17 protein-coding genes are annotated in these 16729 nt (G+C 63.8%); 5 read left to right on the top strand and 12 right to left on the bottom strand.

The annotated features are described in order from the left end of the window. Positions 1 to 227 precede the first annotated feature (227 nt). Positions 228 to 1904, top strand: coding sequence for an EAL domain-containing protein (locus DXH78_RS14370; protein ID WP_115517938.1), 1677 nt, complete (start codon positions 228 to 230; stop codon positions 1902 to 1904). A 2-nt stretch (positions 1905 to 1906) separates the two neighbouring features. Here the strand turns inward: DXH78_RS14370 and DXH78_RS14365 are convergent, their stop codons facing one another. The 4 genes from DXH78_RS14365 to DXH78_RS14355 all read right to left on the bottom strand — a co-directional run bounded on the left by DXH78_RS14365 (position 1907) and on the right by DXH78_RS14355 (position 4432). Continuing rightward, the gene (locus tag DXH78_RS14365) at positions 1907 to 2473 is read right to left on the bottom strand and encodes a glutathione peroxidase (RefSeq protein ID WP_115517937.1); all 567 of its coding nucleotides are present in this window, start codon (positions 2471 to 2473) and stop codon (positions 1907 to 1909) included. 256 nt (positions 2474 to 2729) lie between these two features. Beyond that, positions 2730 to 2933 carry a hypothetical protein gene (locus DXH78_RS14360; RefSeq protein WP_115517936.1) on the bottom strand — a complete coding sequence of 68 codons (204 nt, stop codon included), beginning with the start codon at positions 2931 to 2933 and terminating at the stop codon, positions 2730 to 2732. Positions 2934 to 3200: 267 nt separating this feature from the next. Beyond that, a complete protein-coding gene (locus DXH78_RS19940; protein WP_168192839.1) occupies positions 3201 to 3347 on the bottom strand; it encodes a hypothetical protein in 147 nt (48 codons plus the stop codon). An 89-nt stretch (positions 3348 to 3436) separates the two neighbouring features. Continuing rightward, entirely contained in the window at positions 3437 to 4432 is a 996-nt protein-coding gene (locus DXH78_RS14355) for an NAD(P)-dependent oxidoreductase (protein ID WP_115517935.1), read from the bottom strand. 160 nt (positions 4433 to 4592) lie between these two features. Between DXH78_RS14355 and clpS the strand changes: the two genes are divergently transcribed. The 3 genes from clpS to DXH78_RS14340 all read left to right on the top strand — a co-directional run bounded on the left by clpS (position 4593) and on the right by DXH78_RS14340 (position 6085). Continuing rightward, a complete protein-coding gene (gene clpS, locus DXH78_RS14350) occupies positions 4593 to 4925 on the top strand; it encodes an ATP-dependent Clp protease adapter ClpS (protein ID WP_115518486.1) in 333 nt (110 codons plus the stop codon). 54 nt (positions 4926 to 4979) lie between these two features. Next, positions 4980 to 5738, top strand: coding sequence for an SDR family oxidoreductase (locus DXH78_RS14345; protein WP_115517934.1), 759 nt, complete (start codon positions 4980 to 4982; stop codon positions 5736 to 5738). Between the two features lie 125 nt (positions 5739 to 5863). After that, positions 5864 to 6085 carry a hypothetical protein gene (locus DXH78_RS14340; protein WP_115517933.1) on the top strand — a complete coding sequence of 74 codons (222 nt, stop codon included), beginning with the start codon at positions 5864 to 5866 and terminating at the stop codon, positions 6083 to 6085. Positions 6086 to 6088: 3 nt separating this feature from the next. Here DXH78_RS14340 and DXH78_RS14335 read toward each other — a convergent pair whose 3' ends face one another. The 8 genes from DXH78_RS14335 to topA all read right to left on the bottom strand — a co-directional run bounded on the left by DXH78_RS14335 (position 6089) and on the right by topA (position 16220). Beyond that, a complete protein-coding gene (locus DXH78_RS14335; protein WP_115517932.1) occupies positions 6089 to 6304 on the bottom strand; it encodes a hypothetical protein in 216 nt (71 codons plus the stop codon). A 73-nt stretch (positions 6305 to 6377) separates the two neighbouring features. Beyond that, positions 6378 to 7184, bottom strand: a complete 807-nt coding sequence (locus DXH78_RS14330) for a DUF2189 domain-containing protein (RefSeq protein WP_115517931.1) — start codon at positions 7182 to 7184, stop codon at positions 6378 to 6380. Between the two features lie 809 nt (positions 7185 to 7993). Continuing rightward, a complete protein-coding gene (gene solA / locus DXH78_RS14325; protein ID WP_115517930.1) occupies positions 7994 to 9199 on the bottom strand; it encodes an N-methyl-L-tryptophan oxidase in 1206 nt (401 codons plus the stop codon). A gap of 125 nt (positions 9200 to 9324) precedes the next feature. Next, the gene (locus tag DXH78_RS14320; RefSeq protein ID WP_115517929.1) at positions 9325 to 9762 is read right to left on the bottom strand and encodes a DsrE family protein; all 438 of its coding nucleotides are present in this window, start codon (positions 9760 to 9762) and stop codon (positions 9325 to 9327) included. Between the two features lie 168 nt (positions 9763 to 9930). Continuing rightward, positions 9931 to 10098 carry a 50S ribosomal protein L33 gene (gene rpmG, locus DXH78_RS14315; RefSeq protein WP_056911438.1) on the bottom strand — a complete coding sequence of 56 codons (168 nt, stop codon included), beginning with the start codon at positions 10096 to 10098 and terminating at the stop codon, positions 9931 to 9933. Positions 10099 to 10228: 130 nt separating this feature from the next. Next, a complete protein-coding gene (locus DXH78_RS14310) occupies positions 10229 to 10975 on the bottom strand; it encodes an NUDIX hydrolase (protein ID WP_115517928.1) in 747 nt (248 codons plus the stop codon). A 29-nt stretch (positions 10976 to 11004) separates the two neighbouring features. After that, positions 11005 to 13389, bottom strand: a complete 2385-nt coding sequence (gene rnr, locus DXH78_RS14305; RefSeq protein WP_115517927.1) for a ribonuclease R — start codon at positions 13387 to 13389, stop codon at positions 11005 to 11007. Between the two features lie 74 nt (positions 13390 to 13463). Then, positions 13464 to 16220, bottom strand: a complete 2757-nt coding sequence (gene topA, locus DXH78_RS14300; RefSeq protein ID WP_115517926.1) for a type I DNA topoisomerase — start codon at positions 16218 to 16220, stop codon at positions 13464 to 13466. A 292-nt stretch (positions 16221 to 16512) separates the two neighbouring features. On the opposite strand from topA, the gene DXH78_RS14295 reads away from it, so the two are divergent. Beyond that, positions 16513 to 16728: a hypothetical protein gene (locus DXH78_RS14295; protein ID WP_115517925.1), complete on the top strand. Its 216-nt coding sequence runs from the start codon at positions 16513 to 16515 to the stop codon at positions 16726 to 16728. Position 16729: the final 1 nt, after the last annotated feature.

Below are 16729 nucleotides of genomic sequence, written 5' to 3'. Positions count from 1 at the left end.
TAATGCCGGCTGCGGCATCTGTCATTGCGGTATTACCGGACGTATCCGTGCCGCTTCATCGCAATCTGCATCCAGGCGGTGTTCCAATTTAGCAGGCTGTTAACCATGCGGGCGCTGACGGCTATGCGCAGCGGCTTTTCCACGATTGTCGGGTCCCATGCTTAAGCCGCTTTTTACGGCGCCATGGCTCACTGGAGGCCGCACCAGAAGGGTGGGACGAACCGGTAATGGGTTATTTTGCGCGGGGATTTACGCGCCAGCATATTGTTGCGATTGCAGTTGGCGTATTGGTTGCCGGTGCTCCTCTGATCGCGTTCAATTTCTGGCTTAGCGGCGTCATCGACAGGCAGGGCCGAGAGGAAGCGGATGTTTCCGCCCGCCACGCGATTGCGCTTGCCGAACGTCGTACTGGCGAGGTCATTAGAACGCTCGATACGTTGAGCGCTGCTGGCGTCGTCGATTGCGGCAGTGCCGCGCTTGAGGCAATGCAGCGCGCCACGTTCGACGCTGTTCCGATCAAGGAAATCGCCATCCTCGATGCCGGCGGGCGCATCCTGTGCTCACCGCAACAGCGCGGGACAGCCATTGAGCGTGACGTGGTGCGTCGCATTCTGGCGACCGAGGCGATTGAAGGCGCGCCGGGCTACATGCTCGATATGGTCCATCTGCCCGGTGGAAAGCCGATGGTTCGCTTTCGCCGCCCGGCGGGCTCCAGTCCCAACGCGATTGCCGCCCTGGTGCCGGCCGGGATGTTCCTGCCGCATGTGGCGGTTCACGCCTTCGAGCAGGAACTGCGGGACGAGCTCAACGGCGGTCTGGAATCGGGACGTGAGGCGGACGGTCTCTATGCCGCGGTTGAGACTCGCGGACACCTCATCCTCGCCGAATTCGGCAAGCGCCCGGCCGGGCAAGCCGCCCGCGACGGCTACACCGCCGAGCACCGCTCTCCCAAGTACGGCTTCCAGGTATTGATCGCGGTGCCGAACAGGCTGATCAGCGCCGGCGGCGCCGAGGTGAGGTGGCTGGGCTTGTTCACCGCGGGCGTTGCGCTGGCGCTGCTTGGCGTGTTCGCAACATTGATTGCGCGGCGCGACCCGCACAACCCCGTTCTGGAGATCCAGCGCGCGCTCGCCGCAGGCGAGTTCGTGCCGTACTACCAGCCCATCGTCGATATCACGACCGGGCAACTGCGTGGCGCCGAGGTTCTGGTGCGCTGGAAAAAACCGGACGGCACGGTGGTGCTGCCTGCCGCCTTCATTCCCTTGGCTGAGTCGAGCGGTTTGATCCGCGCCATGACGCTCGACCTGATGCGGCGTGTCAGCGATGAGGCCGGCAAGGCGATTGGTGAGCGGCCCGCTTTGAAGATCGCGTTCAACTTCGCCAGCAAGCTGGCCAGCGACGAGACGGTGGTCAAGGATGTCTATGGCGTTTTCGCCAAGTCTCCGATCAAGATGACGCAGGTGGTGCTCGAGATCACAGAGCGCGATCCGATCGAGAGCTTCGCCGCCACGCGCCAGATCATTGCCGCCTTGCAGAGCCTGGGCATCCGCATCGCCATTGACGATGTCGGCACGGGCCATAGCGGCCTGTCCTATATGCTCAAGCTCGGCGTCGACATCATCAAGATCGACAAGATGTTCATCGACGCAATCGGCACCGATCGCAATTCGACAACTATCATCGAAACCTTGGTCGATCTCGCGCACAATATGCGTATGGATGTGGTGGCTGAGGGCGTCGAGAGTTTCGAACAGGTCATGCACCTGCGCGAAATCGGCGTTCGCTCGGCGCAAGGTTATGTCTTTGCGCCACCGCTGCCCGGCCGCGCCTTCCTCAAGCTGGTCGATGCGATGGACGGGCTTGGCGAGCAGCCGGTACCGGCGCCGATCGAAGCGGCGGCCTGAAGTCAGGCGCCGAGCTCGGTTTCGATCGCGACGATCAGGCCCGGATCCGACGGGTCGACCGCGGACGCAAAGGCGGCCTTCAGCCGGCCATCGCGGCCAATCAGATATTTGTGGAAATTCCAGCGCGGCGCTTCGCGGGGACGCTCGGCGGCGGCCCAGCGATAGAAAGGATGGGCTCCCCCACCTTTCACCGCAGCTTTGGCGGCGAGCGGAAAGGTGACGTGATAGTCGTCTTGCGCGGTCCGGGCGATTTCCGGAGCGCCGCCCGGCTCCTGACCGCCGAAATCGTTGGATGGCACGCCGATAATGACGAGGCCGCGATCCTTGTAGCGGGTCCACAGCGCCTGCAGACCGGCATATTGCGGGGTATAGCCGCATTGCGAGGCTGTATTGACGACAAGGATTGGCTTGCCGGCGAAATCGGCCAGGGCAATATCGCCGCCGTTCAGCGCGCCGAAGCGGAAGGCATAGGCGGACAGGTGACTCATCGGGGCCGCCTGCGCGACCAGTGTTCGGGGCGCGGCGGCGAGGCCGGCCAGCGCGAGCAGCAATGTGCGACGCATCATCATGGCGGCGAAGTCTACCGGCCCGCGCTCCGAAAGTACGCCACAATTTACCGTGATCGGACCGCGCCAAACTTCATTTTGCACAATCGAGATGAAGGGCAGCGAAAGGAACCGACTTAACGCTGCTGCGCCGCTGGGTTGCTCTGGGGGCGAGGGCGCGTGCGTCTAAGCCGGTTCCTTTCTTGCGTAGGCGCGGACTGGCAGAGCCCAATCAGCCTCGCCGGGCCGGGCCCGGGGCCACTCCTGCCGGTCAGGCGTACTACGCTGCTGCGAAGCGTACGGTCGTCTCGAAGGCGTAGCCGCAGGCATCGCACTGCCAAAGATGCCTGGCATAGCCGGCATCCAGCCACTCGGAGTATTCCGGCAAATAGAGCGCCTCACCGCATTGTGCGCATGTATTGGCCGGCCGGTAACGCGGGGATTGCCGAAGGATGTCGATGCCGCTTCGGGCGTGCGGATTCATCACTTGCTCCTCTCTGCTTGCGTCTACCGCGCAGCACGGTTCCCCAATATCCGTCGCGCGTTACACTCCTTCGCCGTCCCCGTACTGAAAAAAATGATAGCGATGCCGCAAGGCAAATGAAGCAGCAGGGCTGACGTATACCATCACGCCATGCGAAACGATTTCGCGCCCGCGCCGGGTGGGCGCGAGCGCGAAAATTATGTTCATATTAATTCGATTGAACCGTTCAATCGACGCAATGCGTCATCAACGATGCGCCAAACCTCGTTATTTCTTTTCCACCGATATGCCGCCCGCACCGATATTGAGCTGCACGCCTTTGGGCTCGCGATGCTCTTCGTAGAGCTTGTAACCAAGCGCGCCCACCGCGACGCAGAGGACGGCAACGGCGATAACAAGGACATTACGATTCATAGGCAGGTCACCCCAGTGGCGTTTGTATGCCCATCAACGCCGACGATGGAACAAAGTTCCGTCGCCCCGAGGTCGCCGAAAATAGCGAATTACTTTGCGAAAATGCGCAGTCGATGCGCCGTGTCGGCATTGGCGGCACCGGGCGGGATCTTGCCGGCGAGGATGTCCCTGACCTGATTGACGGTGTCGAAGGCCTGATGCTCGGCGGCATCGGGCGTGAGCCCGGCGGTGTGCGGGGTCGCAACCGCGTCGGGCCGTTTGGCGAGGAACAGCGATGGCTTCTGGTCCGGCGCGCGGCCGACGTCCATGGCCGCACCGGCGATCTGCTTGCGATTGAGCGCGTTCTCCAGCGCCTGTTCGTCGACCAGGTTGCCGCGCGACATATTGATGAAGAAGGCCGACGTCTTCATGCGCGCGAAGGCCGCGGCATTCATCAGGTTCTCCGTCTCGTCATTGGCGATGACGAGACAAACGAGGAAATCCGAAGCGGCCAAAACGTCTTCGAACGAGCCTTGCGCGATGCCGGGATCGTTGATGGTCTTGAACGGATCGGACACCATCACCTTCATGCCGAAGGCGACGCCGAGGCGGGCGAGATAATGGCCGATGGCGCCATAGCCGAGAATGCCAAGCGTGGCCCCGGCCAGCTGACGGCCCATCTGCGGCTGCGGATCGAGTCCGGCGCGATACTCCGCGGTGTAGCGGGAGACATGTCGGCCGAGATCGATCATGAAGCCGATGGTCTGTTCGGCGACGGACGCAATAAACCCCGGCGTCGCATGAGTAACCAGAATGCCGGCCTTCGAAGCGGCTGCGACATCGATGTTGCGGATATCGACCGCGACCCGGAGGAAGGCGGCGAGAGAGGCGGGCGCCTGGGCGAAGAACTCCGCAGGGCCCGCGGTCAGCCGGTCGGAGACGATGATGTCACAGCCTTCGGCGAGCTTCGCCAGCTCCCCTGGATCGAGCACCCGGCCGGTGTCGTTGAGGCGCACGTCGCACAGCCCGCGCAGCGCGGAGAGCGCGCGGTCGCCATAGTAGTTGGCGAGCATGTCGGGCGTGTGCGTGAGCAGGACGGTCGGCATGGGCGTTTCCTTCAGAACATAAGCTTGTTGGCGCCGGCCGGTGCGCGGGCATGGGCAGGGCTTTTGCTTCTAGGCAGGACTTGCAAAGATAGGCAATTGGGGGAATTGCGCCGGGAACAGGAAATCGCGGCGTGTCGCAGGCCAGTCAATGGAGCGCCGTATGAGCCCGGCGGACAATCCCGGCACCACGACCAAGCCGCGGACCAGAACGCGGCAGAAGTCCGACACCAAAGTGGCCCGCCCGCCGCTCTGGAAAGTGATCCTGCTCAATGACGATTATACGCCGCGCGAATTCGTGGTGCAGGTCTTGAAGGCCGTGTTCCGGCTCAACGAAAGCCAAGCCTATCGCGTGATGATGACCGCCCACCAGAAGGGCGCCTGCGTCATCGCGGTCTATACCCGCGACGTCGCTGAGACCAAGGCGAAGGAAGCGACCGACCTCGGCAAGATGAACGGGTACCCGCTGTATTTTACGACGGAGAGGGAGGAGTGATCTTCCTTTCCCGCTCCCCTTGTGGGAAAGGATAAGAAACATGAGGGGAAACGCATGCCACAGAAAGTCCTGATCACCGCCGGTGCGGCCGGCATTGGCCGCGAATTTGCGCGCGCCTTCGCCGCCACCGGCGCCAAGATCTTCATCTGCGATATCGACGACGCGGGGCTCGCCGCCATGGTGAAGGAAATCCCCGGCCTTGTGGCGAAGCGCTGCGATATGGCGGTGCGCGCCGATATCGAGACGATGGTGCCGGCCGCCGCCGAAGCCCTCGGTGGCATCGACGTGCTGATCAACAATGCCGGCATCGCCGGCATGACGCTGCCGGTGGCCGACTATCCGCCCGACGACTGGGACAAGGTGATGGCGATCAACCTCACCGCGATGTTCGACGTGACGCGGTTGGCCATCCCTTTTTTGAAACAGTCGGAAGCAGGCTCCATCATCAACCTGTCGTCGGTGGCCGGACGCTTTGGCATTCCGAACCGTTCGCCTTATGCCGCGACCAAGTGGGGTGTGATCGGTCTGACCAAGACGCTGGCCATTGAACTTGGCGAATGGGGCATTCGCGCCAATGCCATTGCGCCGGGGCTCGTGGAAGGCGATCGCATTCAGCGCGTGTTCCGCGGCAAGCAGCAGCTCACCGGCCGCACCATGGATGAAATTCTTGGCGAGACCTTCTCGTATCAGTCGATCAAGAAGTTCGTCGACCCGAAGGACATTGCCGCGCTGGCGGTATTCCTTGCCTCTCCGGCGGCCAAGACCATTTCCGGGCAGGTGATCCCGATCGATGGCGACCGCCAACACGCTTGATTTGACTGGGGAAATTGCATTTTCAGCTAATTTTAACGGGGCGGCGGAATGATGCGGCGGTCCCGGGCCATTCCCGGGCCGGCCGCGCCATCCCGCAATGGCGGCCGGCTTCTCATGAGGCTCTCATGCCTGACACCAGCGCCGCCCACGCCACCGATCTGCCGACGACGGACTCGCCGCCCTCCGTGCCCGCGAGCGACCCGAGTTATATCGTCGAGGTCGGCGGCCAGCGCATTTCGCAGTTCGGCTCGCTGACCGCGGCGCTGTCCTGCGGACTGACGCTGAAGGGCCAGAATGCCGGCGTCGAAGTGAGGGTCTATGACGCGCGCGAGCGCGCCACGGCCTAAGGCCTAGAGCCGCTTTTTCTTCTTCACGGCTTTCTTCGCCTTTTTGGCGGTCTTCTTTTTCTTCTTCTTGGCCGTGGCCAGTTCGGCCTTCGACTTCGAACGCATGTCGGCGGCGTGCGCGCGCTGATAGGTCTGGATGTCCTTGAACTTGCCGTCCTTGTCGCGCACCGCGTAGAGCTTCTTGCCCTTCGATGAATACAACGTCGTCCGCTTGGCCATGGGTCGTTTCCCCTCGTGATGGTCCGGTTGCGGGAGGCAAGCTAGCGCCGCCGCCGATTCGTGCCAAAGGCCGCTAGGTTTCTTCCGCCGCCACCGGCGCGACGATGCGGCGGTAGAGATGCCAGGTGGTGTGGCCGAGCACCGGCAGCGTCAGAATGAGCCCGAGAAAGGCCGGCAGCGCTGACACGATCAGCAACACCACAATCACCGCCGCCCATGAAATCAACGGCACCGGGCTGGCCACCACCGCGCGGACGCTGGTGATCATGGCGGTGATGAAATCGACGTCGCGATCCAGCAGCAGCGGGAACGACACCACGGTGAGCGAGAACAGGATCAGCGACAGCACCGCGCCGTCGAGATTGCCGATGGCGAGGAACAGCAGCCCGGTATTGGTGGTCAGGACGACGGTGATGAATTGCTCGAACGACGCGAACGAGACGTTGAGGCCGAGAAACAGCGCCATCAGCAGGCGCACCTGATACATCCACATCAGCATCACGAATACGGTGACGAAGGCCATCCAGCCGATCTCGCTGCGGCTTGTCACCTTGCGCCAGACGGCGGCGAAGGAAATCGGCTCGCCCGTTTCGCGCCGCCGGCTCACCTCATAGAGTCCGATCGCGACGAAGGGGCCAATCAGCGCGAAGCCGGCGGCCAGCGGATAGGCCAGATAGCTCACGCCCAAAGCCGTAACACTCAGCACGATGGCGAGGCCGCCGAAGGCATAGAGTGCGCCGCAGGCGAGCCCGATCGACGGCGCGGCCTGGAAATCGCGCAGGCCGGCGGCCAGCGCGTCGGCAACATCGCGCGCCGTGATCGCCTGCACGACGGGATCGGTCTTGCCTGACACGGAGGTCTTTCCGAGGGGTGCGCTCATGGTGTCCGCCCTGATGATTTGTTTATTGAACGCCCAGCATTGGCCTTCGGCAGGTGCGCGCCTTGATCGGCGTCAAACCGGGGCGAGGGCGGCGTGACGCGGACATGACTCATCGCCCGCATTGTTTGGTCGGCCCCGGGCAGGCCGTCGTCCCAATCCGCATTCCCATCATCACCCCCATAACGAGGGCGCGCGGAACGCCGGGGCCCGAACAGCCCCGCAGCCTCGCGTGATGTGTGAGTTAGATTCACGCGAGCGTCGTCACCACGGAATTGCCGGACTTCCGGCGTTCCGCACGCGGTGTTTATAGGTTTGCTCCGCGCCGTTCCCGGTGGTCGTCCGTTCGTCATCGGCCTGTTCGCAGCCCGACAACGCTCCACCGAAGGGGCAGGCAACTCGCCGGTCCTGTTCTGACTCAGGACCGGGTACCGGCCGTCAGGGCCCCGGCACGCGGCAGGCGTGCAGGAATCCCGGCGCGGCTTGGACCGCCGGGAGGGGAAAGCTGCGCCGCATCTCCGACGCCCCGTGCCCGGCCACCGCTCCCCGCCCCAGCATCTGGAGACGCTGATCAGACACCCCTCGCTAGATGGGGCGGGATGGAGGGGAATATAGACCTAGGCTTAAATACAGTCAAGCGGCGTTTTGAATAAATCCCGCCCTCATGGTGAGGAGGGCCGAAGGCCCGTCTCGAACCATGGGGCGGCCTCAATCCTTCGAGACGCCCTCGCTGCGCTCGGGCTCCTCAGGATGAGGCCGGTCAGGGCTGCGGCGTCTGGATTCCGACAGGGGCCGGCATGACGTGTGGCGCCTCAACTCCCCCGCAAATAATCCCCGAGCCGCGCCAGCCTGAACGGCGCGAGGTCGACATGCCGGGCTTCGCCGACCGACAACTCATCCGCCAGCGCTTCGCCCAAAGCCGCGGAGTGCTTGAAGCCGTGGCCGGAGCAGGGTGAGGCAAAGGTGATGCGGTCGCTGCGCGGGTCGGCGTCGATGATGAAGCGCGAGCGGGGAACGCGGGTATAGAGGCAGGTCGCGGTGCGGACGCAGCGGGGACCGAGGTCGGGCAGGAACGGTTCGATGTAAGTTCGATAGGCGCGTTCGGTTTCGAGCGCCGGATCGACCGTGCGGTCGACGTGATCGGGATCGGTGGGGTGGCCGTCCTCCTCGTGCGTGACCTTCAGGCCGTTGCCGGCTTCGCCTTCGAGCGGGAAGCCGTAAATGCTGCTGGCGATATCGCCGCGCCGCGGCAACTGCCAGATGAAGACCGGGCAGTTCGCCGGCCTGAAACGCTCCGGATTGCTGCGGATCTCGAACCAGTGCAGCACCTGGCGCGTCACGGTGAAATGCCGCGACAATTCGGCGGCGACAAAGCCCGGCAGCCAGGCGCCGGCCGCGATCAGCACGCGCTCGGCGGTGAAACGTTGATTGTCGCCGGTCACGATCTCGACGCCTGCCGCCGACGGCTCGATCTGCATCACCCGCGTGTCGCGCAGAAGCTGGGCGCCGGCCTTTTCCGCAAGGTCGAGTTCGGCTGCGATGCAGCGCTCGACATAAAGAAGGCCGGCTTCCTCGTCGAGGATGGCGCGGTCGCCGGCTTGCGCGGCGAATTGCGGATAGCGGGCGCGGATCGCTTCCGGCGTGTCGAAGGTGCGGGTCGGGATGTTGTATTGCCGCGCCGCGGTTTCGACATTGACGAAGAAATCCTCGACATCGTGCATCGCGATCGCGTCGGCGCCGGAGATGGTGAGGCAGCCGTTGCGCACGAACAAGGTCTGTCCGGTGAGCTCCTCGAATTCGCGCCACAGCGCATGCGAGCGCAGCGCCAGCGCCGAATATTCGACACCTTCGCCGATTGCCGAACGGGTGATGCGGGTGTCGCCGTGCGACGAGCCGTGGCTGTGCGGCGGCGAAAAACGATCGATGCCGAGCACTCTGGCGCCGCGCCGTGCCAGATGCAAAGTGGCGGCGGCGCCGACAGCGCCGAGGCCGACCACGATGACGTCATGCTTCGCCATTTTGGAACGCCATGTTGGATCGACCAATGTCCCGTTCGCCGGCGTCAGGTCAAGTATTGCCGCGCTTTTTTATTTTGTCGCGTTTCCGGACGGCGAGCCGGTTCCCACTTCGCCTGGAAACGCTCCTATGGGCGGACGATGGTCCAGCCTTGCTCGGACAATTCGATCAACGTGACGACGCCGGCCTTCACGCGCGTGGCGTTCTCGACCAGCGGCGGCTCCTTGCCTTCCTTCTTGGTCAGCGTGTCGAGCGTGTTCTCGCAAGCGGCAAAGGATACATTCGGCATGCCCTGCTTGAACGATTTGAGGCGCGTCGCGACCGGCGTGCGGTCGGCAAGCAGCATATTGAGACCGGCATTGAAGGCGACGATGCGGATCTCGATCTCTTCGCCCTTGTCCGAATAATAGCGCGAGACATTGGCCGCGACATTAAGCACGGCGTTCATCTTGGATTCGTCTCCGTCGCTGATCTGCAGCGCAAGGCGGTGCGGTTTGTCGTCGGCGCGCGCGGCGTTGAATGCGAGAGGCAGCAGGAGGAGGGCGGTGACGAGCAAACGCAACATGACGGGACTCCGATGAAACACGCGGGCACGATACCCGCGTTCAACAGAGCCGGCCACTCAAGAGCCCGTCATTCCGGGTTCGGCTCTTCGGGCCGTCCCGGAATGACCACAAACAAAAAGGGCGCCCGATCGGACGCCCTTTGGATCGCATTCGCCTGGAAAGGCGGCTTACTTGATTTTGCCTTCGCGATATTCGACGTGCTTCTTCGCGATCGGGTCGTACTTCTTCTTCACCAGCTTGTCGGTCTGGGTGCGCGAGTTCTTCTTGGTGACGTAGTAGTGACCGGTGTCGGCGCTCGACACGAGCTTGATCTTGAGGCTGACGGCCTTGGCCATGATTTAAGTCCTTGAATCTCGGGATATCGTGAGCCGCAGAAGCGTGGTGGCGGCTGCGTGGCGCGGAAACTAGCCAGACTCGGCCAAATGTCAAGGAATCCGGAAAAGATCAGTCTTTTCAGGAGGCTGATTACAGCAATTCGCGGTAAAACTTGTCCGAACCCATGTGGTAGAACGGCACCGGCAGGCCATGCGCCATGCCGGCCGCGACCCGGGCCGCCAGTTCCTCCAGCACCACGCTGGTAATCGTCGGCATGTCGAACTGGGCGGCTTCCTCGATCGGCGCCCAGACCAGCTCGACCAGCTCAGAATCCGGCCCGACCATACCCTCGATGCGATGGGCGATGGTGGTGGCGTCGGCGGTGAAGAAGCGGGTGTCGAAGCGCTTCGGCCGCTTCGGCGGGGTGATGGCGCGGGCAATGAAGTGCAACTGGCCGAGGTCCGGATGAACGCTCGCCTTGGCGAACTCGGTCCAGATTTCGCCGGGCGTCTGCGGCGGCACGTCGGTTTTGACGCCCAGCAGCAGGCCGGTCTCCTCCGCCATCTCGCGCACGGCGGCGAGCGCCATGCCGCGCGCGAATTCGCGCGAGGGGGTGCCGACGCGCGCGATGAGCTTGGCCTGCGTGTCCGGATGGAGTTCGCTCACCGCCGTCATGGCGCTGTCGTGCGCCTCGATGCGGCCGCCGGGAAACACGAACTTGCCCGGCATGAACTTGTGGCCGTGATGGCGGCGGCCGAGCAGGACCTTGGCCTGCGGACCGGCGCGATCGATCAGCATGATGGTTGCGGCGTCGCGCGGCTCGGAATCGGGAAACGACTGGTCGCGCTCCATTTCACTCATGCGCTTGAGAAGGCGGTCGCCGTCATTGCTGCCCATTGTCGTGTCACGTCCCCTGACTTCCGCTTCTATTTTCTTTTGCCTTTGTTCTTGCGAACCTTGTGGCGGGTACTTTTCTTGCCGAACTTGCGGCGCCGTTCTTCGCTGCGCTTCTTTTCTTCGTGGCCCTTGGCATTATCGCTCTTGAACTTCGCGCTCTTGCCTGGCCGGTCGGCGCTGCGTCCGAAACGCCGGCCGGGCGGCGGGGTGCCCTTGCTGCCGTGCGACAGGATCTCGAAGCGCAGCGCGCCGGCCACGGGAGCTGCCTCTACCAGTTTCACGGTGATGCTGTCACCCAGCCGGTAGGTCTCGCCGGTGCGGCTGCCGACCAGCGCATGGCCGCTCTCGTCATAGACGAAGAACTCGTCGCCGATGGTGCGCGCCGGCACGAAGCCGTCGGCGCCGGTCTCGTTGAGTTTGACGAACAGGCCGGCGCGATGCACGCCGCCGACCTTGCCCTCGAAGGTGGCGCCGACGCGGTCGGCCAGAAAGTGCGCGATGAGCCGGTCCTTGGTCTCGCGTTCGGCCAGCATGGCGCGGCGCTCGGTGGCCGAAATCTCGGCGGATATTTCGGCAAGCTCGGGAATGCCGAAGTTCGCGGGCAGGCCATCGTGACCGAGATGCAAGGCGCGGATCAGCGCGCGATGCACGATCAGATCGGCATAGCGGCGAATGGGCGAGGTGAAATGCGCATAGCGGCGCAGGTTCAGGCCGAAATGGCCGTAGTTCTCGGCGGAGTATTCGGCCTGGGCCTGCGAGCGCAGCACCACTTCGTTGACGAGCGTTTCGCGCTCGGTGTCCTTCACGCGCTCGAGAATGAAATTGAAGTTCGAGGCGCGCAGCGTACCGCCTTTGGCGATGTTGATATCGAGGCTGGCGAGGAATTCACGCAGCGCGTTGATCTTCTCCAGACTCGGCTCGTCATGGACGCGGTAGATCAGCGGCGTGCGCGCCTTCTCCAAAGTCTCGGCGGCGGCGACATTGGCGAGGATCATCATCTCCTCGATCAGCCGGTGCGCGTCCAGCCGCTCCGGCACCGTGACGCGGTCGACCATGCCGTCCTTCTTCAGCAGGATCTTGCGTTCGGGCAGATCGAGATCGAGCGGGCCGCGCTCGGTGCGCGCGCGCTTGAGCGCTTCATAGGCGGCATAAAGCGGCTTGAGGATCGGCTCGACCAGCGGGCCGGTGACGTCGTCGGGGCGGCCGTCGATGGCGGCCTGCGCCTGCTCGTAGGCCAGCTTGGCGGCCGAGCGCATCATGATGCGGTGAAACTTGTGCTCGCGTTTGCGGCCGTCGGCGCCGATGACCATCTGCACGGCGAGCGCCGCGCGGTCCTCGTTCGGCTTGAGCGAGCACAGATCGTTGGAAATGCGCTCGGGCAGCATCGGCACGACGCGGTCGGGGAAATAGACCGAGTTGCCGCGCACCAGCGCTTCGCGATCGAGCGCCGAGCCGGGCGTGACGTAATGGGCGACGTCGGCAATGGCGACGGTGACGATGAAGCCGCCGGGATTGAACGGATCGGCGTCGTCTTCGGCGTGGACGGCGTCGTCGTGATCCTTGGCGTCGGCGGGATCGATGGTGATCAGCGGCAGCTTGCGCCAGTCCTCGCGGCCGCCTTCCAGCCGAGCCGGCGTCGCGGCTTCGGCCTCGTTGAGGGTCTCGCGGCGGAACACGTCGGGAATGGAATGGGCGTGAATGGCGATGAGGCTGACCGCCTTTTCGCTTTTCAGCGAGCCGAGGCGCTCGACGACGCGGCCGTTCGGCGGGCCGAAGCGCGAGACGCGCTGCGCCTCGACCGCGACGAGGTCGCCGTCCTGCGCGTCGCCGGTGGCGCCCTGCGGAATCTGCATTTCGCGGCCGAGCATTTTCTTGTCGACCGGTTCGAGCCGGCCGCCGCCGCGCGCATCGGCGCGGAAAATGCCGAGCACGCGGTGCTTCGGCCGCTCGACGATTTTGATGATGCGGCCGCGATGGCGGATGCCGTCCTCGGGCTCGATCTCGTCGGTGTGCAGGAGAACTTTGTCGCCTAGGCCCGCGGCTTCGCCGGGACGCGGGCGGCGCGCGGAGAGAATGCGGATGCGCGGGGCAGGGCCGTGTTCTTCCTCATCCCATTCGTCGGGCACGGCAATGAAGTCGCCGTCGCGATCGCGCGCGACGATGTCGGCGAGCACGGTGGAGGGCAAGGTGCCCGGCTGGTGCAGTTTCTTGCCTTTGTGGCCGCGGCGGGCGACGGCGCCGTCATCGGCAAGGTCGCGCAGCAGACGCTTGAGGTCGGCGCGCAGATCGTTCTTCAGATTGAAGGCGCGGGCGATTTCGCGGGCGCCGACCTTGCCGGGATTGGCGGCAATGAAGACGAGGATGTCGTCTTTCGACGGCAGGGTATCGGGATTGTGTTTAGGTGGTTTCTTCAAAGCGGGTTCCGGCGCCGGTGCGGCGCGACGGGATTAATGTAATCTCGACAGTCGGGCCGCGCCAGCGGCCGAGATTACTCGGCCGCCGTGACTTTCTTGTTGGTCTTGCCGGCGGGTTTCTTCGGCTTCGCGGGCGCCTTGGCCGCCGGCTTCTTGCGCGCGGCGGGGGCTTTTGCCGTCACCGCCGGCTTGTCCTCGGCGGTATCGGCCTTCGTCGCTGCCTTTTTCGGCGCGGCCTGCTTTGCAGGTTTCTTGGCGCCGCGTGGCGAATTGCCGAGCGCAGCCGCACGCGCATCGAGCAGCACAATGGCTTCGTCGAGCGTGAGCGTGTCCGGCGTCTTGTCGGCGGGCAGCGTCGCATTGACGCCGTTGTTCGACACATAAGGCCCGAAGCGGCCGCTCTTGACCACGATCGGACCGCCCTTGTCGGGATGCTCGCCGAGCGTCTTGCCCGGAGCCGGACCGAAGCGACGGCCCTTCTTCGGGTTGGCGATCTTGTCGGCGATCAGATGCATCGCGCGATTGAGGCCGATGGTCAGAACGTCGTCGCCTTCCTCAAGGCTGGCATAGGTCTTGTCGTGCTTGACGTAAGGACCGAAGCGACCGACGCCGGCCAGGATCGGCTGGCCGTCCTCGGGCGAAATGCCGACTTCGCGCGGCAGCGACAACACAGCCAGCGCCTGTTCGAGCGTGACGTCGTCGGCCGAAATGCCTTTGGGCAGCGAAGCGCGCTTGGGCTTCTGCGGCTCCGGCGCATCCGGGTCTTTCTTCTCACCCTTCTTGCGCTTCGGCGCCTTGATCTCTTCGCCGAGCTGCAAATAGGTGCCGAAGCGGCCGCCGCGTATGGTGACGTCGAGACCGGTCTCGGGATCCTGACCCAGAACCCGGGTCGCCTGCGCGCTCGCCGCGCCGGGCGTCATCTGCCGGGTGTAGTTGCATTCCGGATAATTCGAGCAACCGATGAAGGCGCCGAAGCGGCCGACCTTCAGCGACAATTGGCCGTTGCCGCACTGCGGACACTGGCGCACCGGGGCGCCATCGGCGCGGGCCGGGAAGATGTGCGGCTCGAGCAGATCGTTGAGCGCATCCAGCACCTGCGTGATGCGGATCTCCTTGATCTCGTTCACAGCGCCGATGAAGTCGGTCCAGAAGTCCGAAAGCACTTTTTTCCACGCGATCTCGTTGTTCGAGACCTTGTCGAGCTGCTCCTCGAGCGAGGCGGTGAAATCGTATTCGACGTATTTGTGGAAGAAGCTCTCGAGAAAGCCGACGACGACGCGGCCCTTGTCCTCGGGGATCAGGCGCTTCTTGTCGATGCGCACATAACCGCGGTCCTGCAGCACTTGCAGGATCGAGGCATAAGTGGACGGCCGGCCGATGCCGAGCTCTTCCATGCGCTTGACCAGCGCCGCTTCCGAGAAGCGCGGCGGCGGTTCGGTGAAGTGCTGATCGGCTTCGATCGCCAGTTTCGCCAGCGCATCCTTCTCGCTCATGGCGGGGAGGCGCTTGGATTCATCGTCGTCGGAGGCCTCGTCCTGGCCTTCCTGATAGAGCGTGAGGAAGCCGTCGAACTTCACCACCTGACCGGAGGCGCGAAGTTCAGCAACGCGCGCGCCGTTCTTGGCCACGATATCGACCGTGGTGCGCTCGAGTTCGGCGGATTCCATCTGCGAGGCCACCGCGCGGTTCCAGATCAGTTCGTAAAGACGGGCCTGATCCTTGTCGACGTAGCGGGCGACTTCCTGCGGCGTGCGCGAAGCGGAGGTCGGACGCACGGCTTCGTGCGCTTCCTGGGCGTTCTTCGACTTGTTCTGGTAGGTGCGGGGCGAGCCCGGCACATACTCCTTGCCGTAATTCTTGCCGATCATCGAGCGGATGTCGGTGATCGCCTCCGGCGCCATGTCGATGCCGTCGGTACGCATATAAGTAATGAGACCGACGGTTTCGCCGCCGATGTCGGTGCCCTCATAGAGCCGCTGCGCCAGCCGCATGGTGATGGCCGGGGCGAAGCCGAGCTTGCGGCTGGCTTCCTGCTGCATGGTCGAGGTGGTGAAGGGCGGCGGCGGATTGCGCCGCGCCGGCTTGGCCTCGACCGAGGTGACGGTAAAGCTCGCACCCTCGAGCATATTCTTGAGATCGGTCGCCTGGACGCCGGTGCCGATATCGAGGCGCTGGAATTTCTGGCCGTCGGCGCCGACTAGGCGGGCGTCGAACTCGTCGCCGCGCGGCGTCTTCAGCTTGGCGAGGATCGACCAGTATTCGCGGGCGACGAACTTTTCGATTTCGAGTTCGCGGTCGCAGACGAGGCGCAGCGCCACCGACTGCACGCGTCCGGCCGAGCGGGCGCCCGGCAGCTTGCGCCAGAGCACAGGAGAAAGAGTGAAGCCGACGAGGTAATCCAGCGCCCGGCGCGCGAGATAGGCGTCGACCAGCGCGGTGTCGATTTCGCGCGGCTTCTTCATCGCCTCGGTCACCGACTGCTTGGTGATGGCGTTGAAGACGACACGCTGGATGGTCTGGCCCTTGAGCGCCTTCTTTTCGTTCAGCGCTTCCAGGACATGCCAGGAAATGGCTTCGCCCTCGCGATCAGGGTCGGTCGCGAGAATGAGGGTGTCGGCGCCCTTCACGGCGCGCGCAATGTCGTTGACCCGCTTCTGGGACTGCGGGTCGATCTCCCAAAGCATCTTGAAGTCCTGGTCCGGATCGACCGAGCCATCTTTGGCCGGCAGGTCACGGATATGGCCGAACGAGGCGAGCACCTCGTAGCCGGCCCCAAGATACTTGTTGATCGTCTTCGCCTTGGAAGGCGACTCGACAACGACAACTTTCATCGAAAATCCAAAGGGTTAAACGCCCGGACCAACGCGGACTGGGCTTGAATCGTCCGTTAGCGTCGGCCGGAACATGGGGAAGCGGACCCTCCCTGTCAAATCAGGCCCGTCGGCCGTCGGACCCCGGGCCGCAAAAAGCCCGCTGAATCGGGCTCAAAACAACATGTTCCTTTTGCGCTCAAATACAACTTAAGAGAGTATTTTTATAAGATACTATTATTAATATTAGCTGGTCAGGTCGGTAGTGTTATTGCGGCTCGCAAGAAGCGTAGTGATCCGGCCGGACCCAACGATGCCAGAGACAGGCGAAGAAAACGGCAGCCAAAGCTCGGTGGCCCATTACGTGGCGACACTCTCCAACGATCTGGCCGTGCTGGCCCGCCGCAACGGCCTCGACACCCTGGGGTACCTCCTGGAAATGGTCCGTCTTGAGGCCGAGAACCTGACCCGGGCGAACGACAGTGGCTTTGGGAATGGGCGCCCTGAGGATGGGCACTCTTCCTCATGAG

Origin of the sequence: Undibacter mobilis, assembly GCF_003367195.1 — a bacterium.
Classification (GTDB): Bacteria; Pseudomonadota; Alphaproteobacteria; order Rhizobiales; family Xanthobacteraceae; genus Pseudolabrys; species Pseudolabrys mobilis.
The sequence above is the reverse complement of the archived record's forward strand: the minus strand, read 5'-3'. Positions and strand labels throughout refer to the sequence as shown.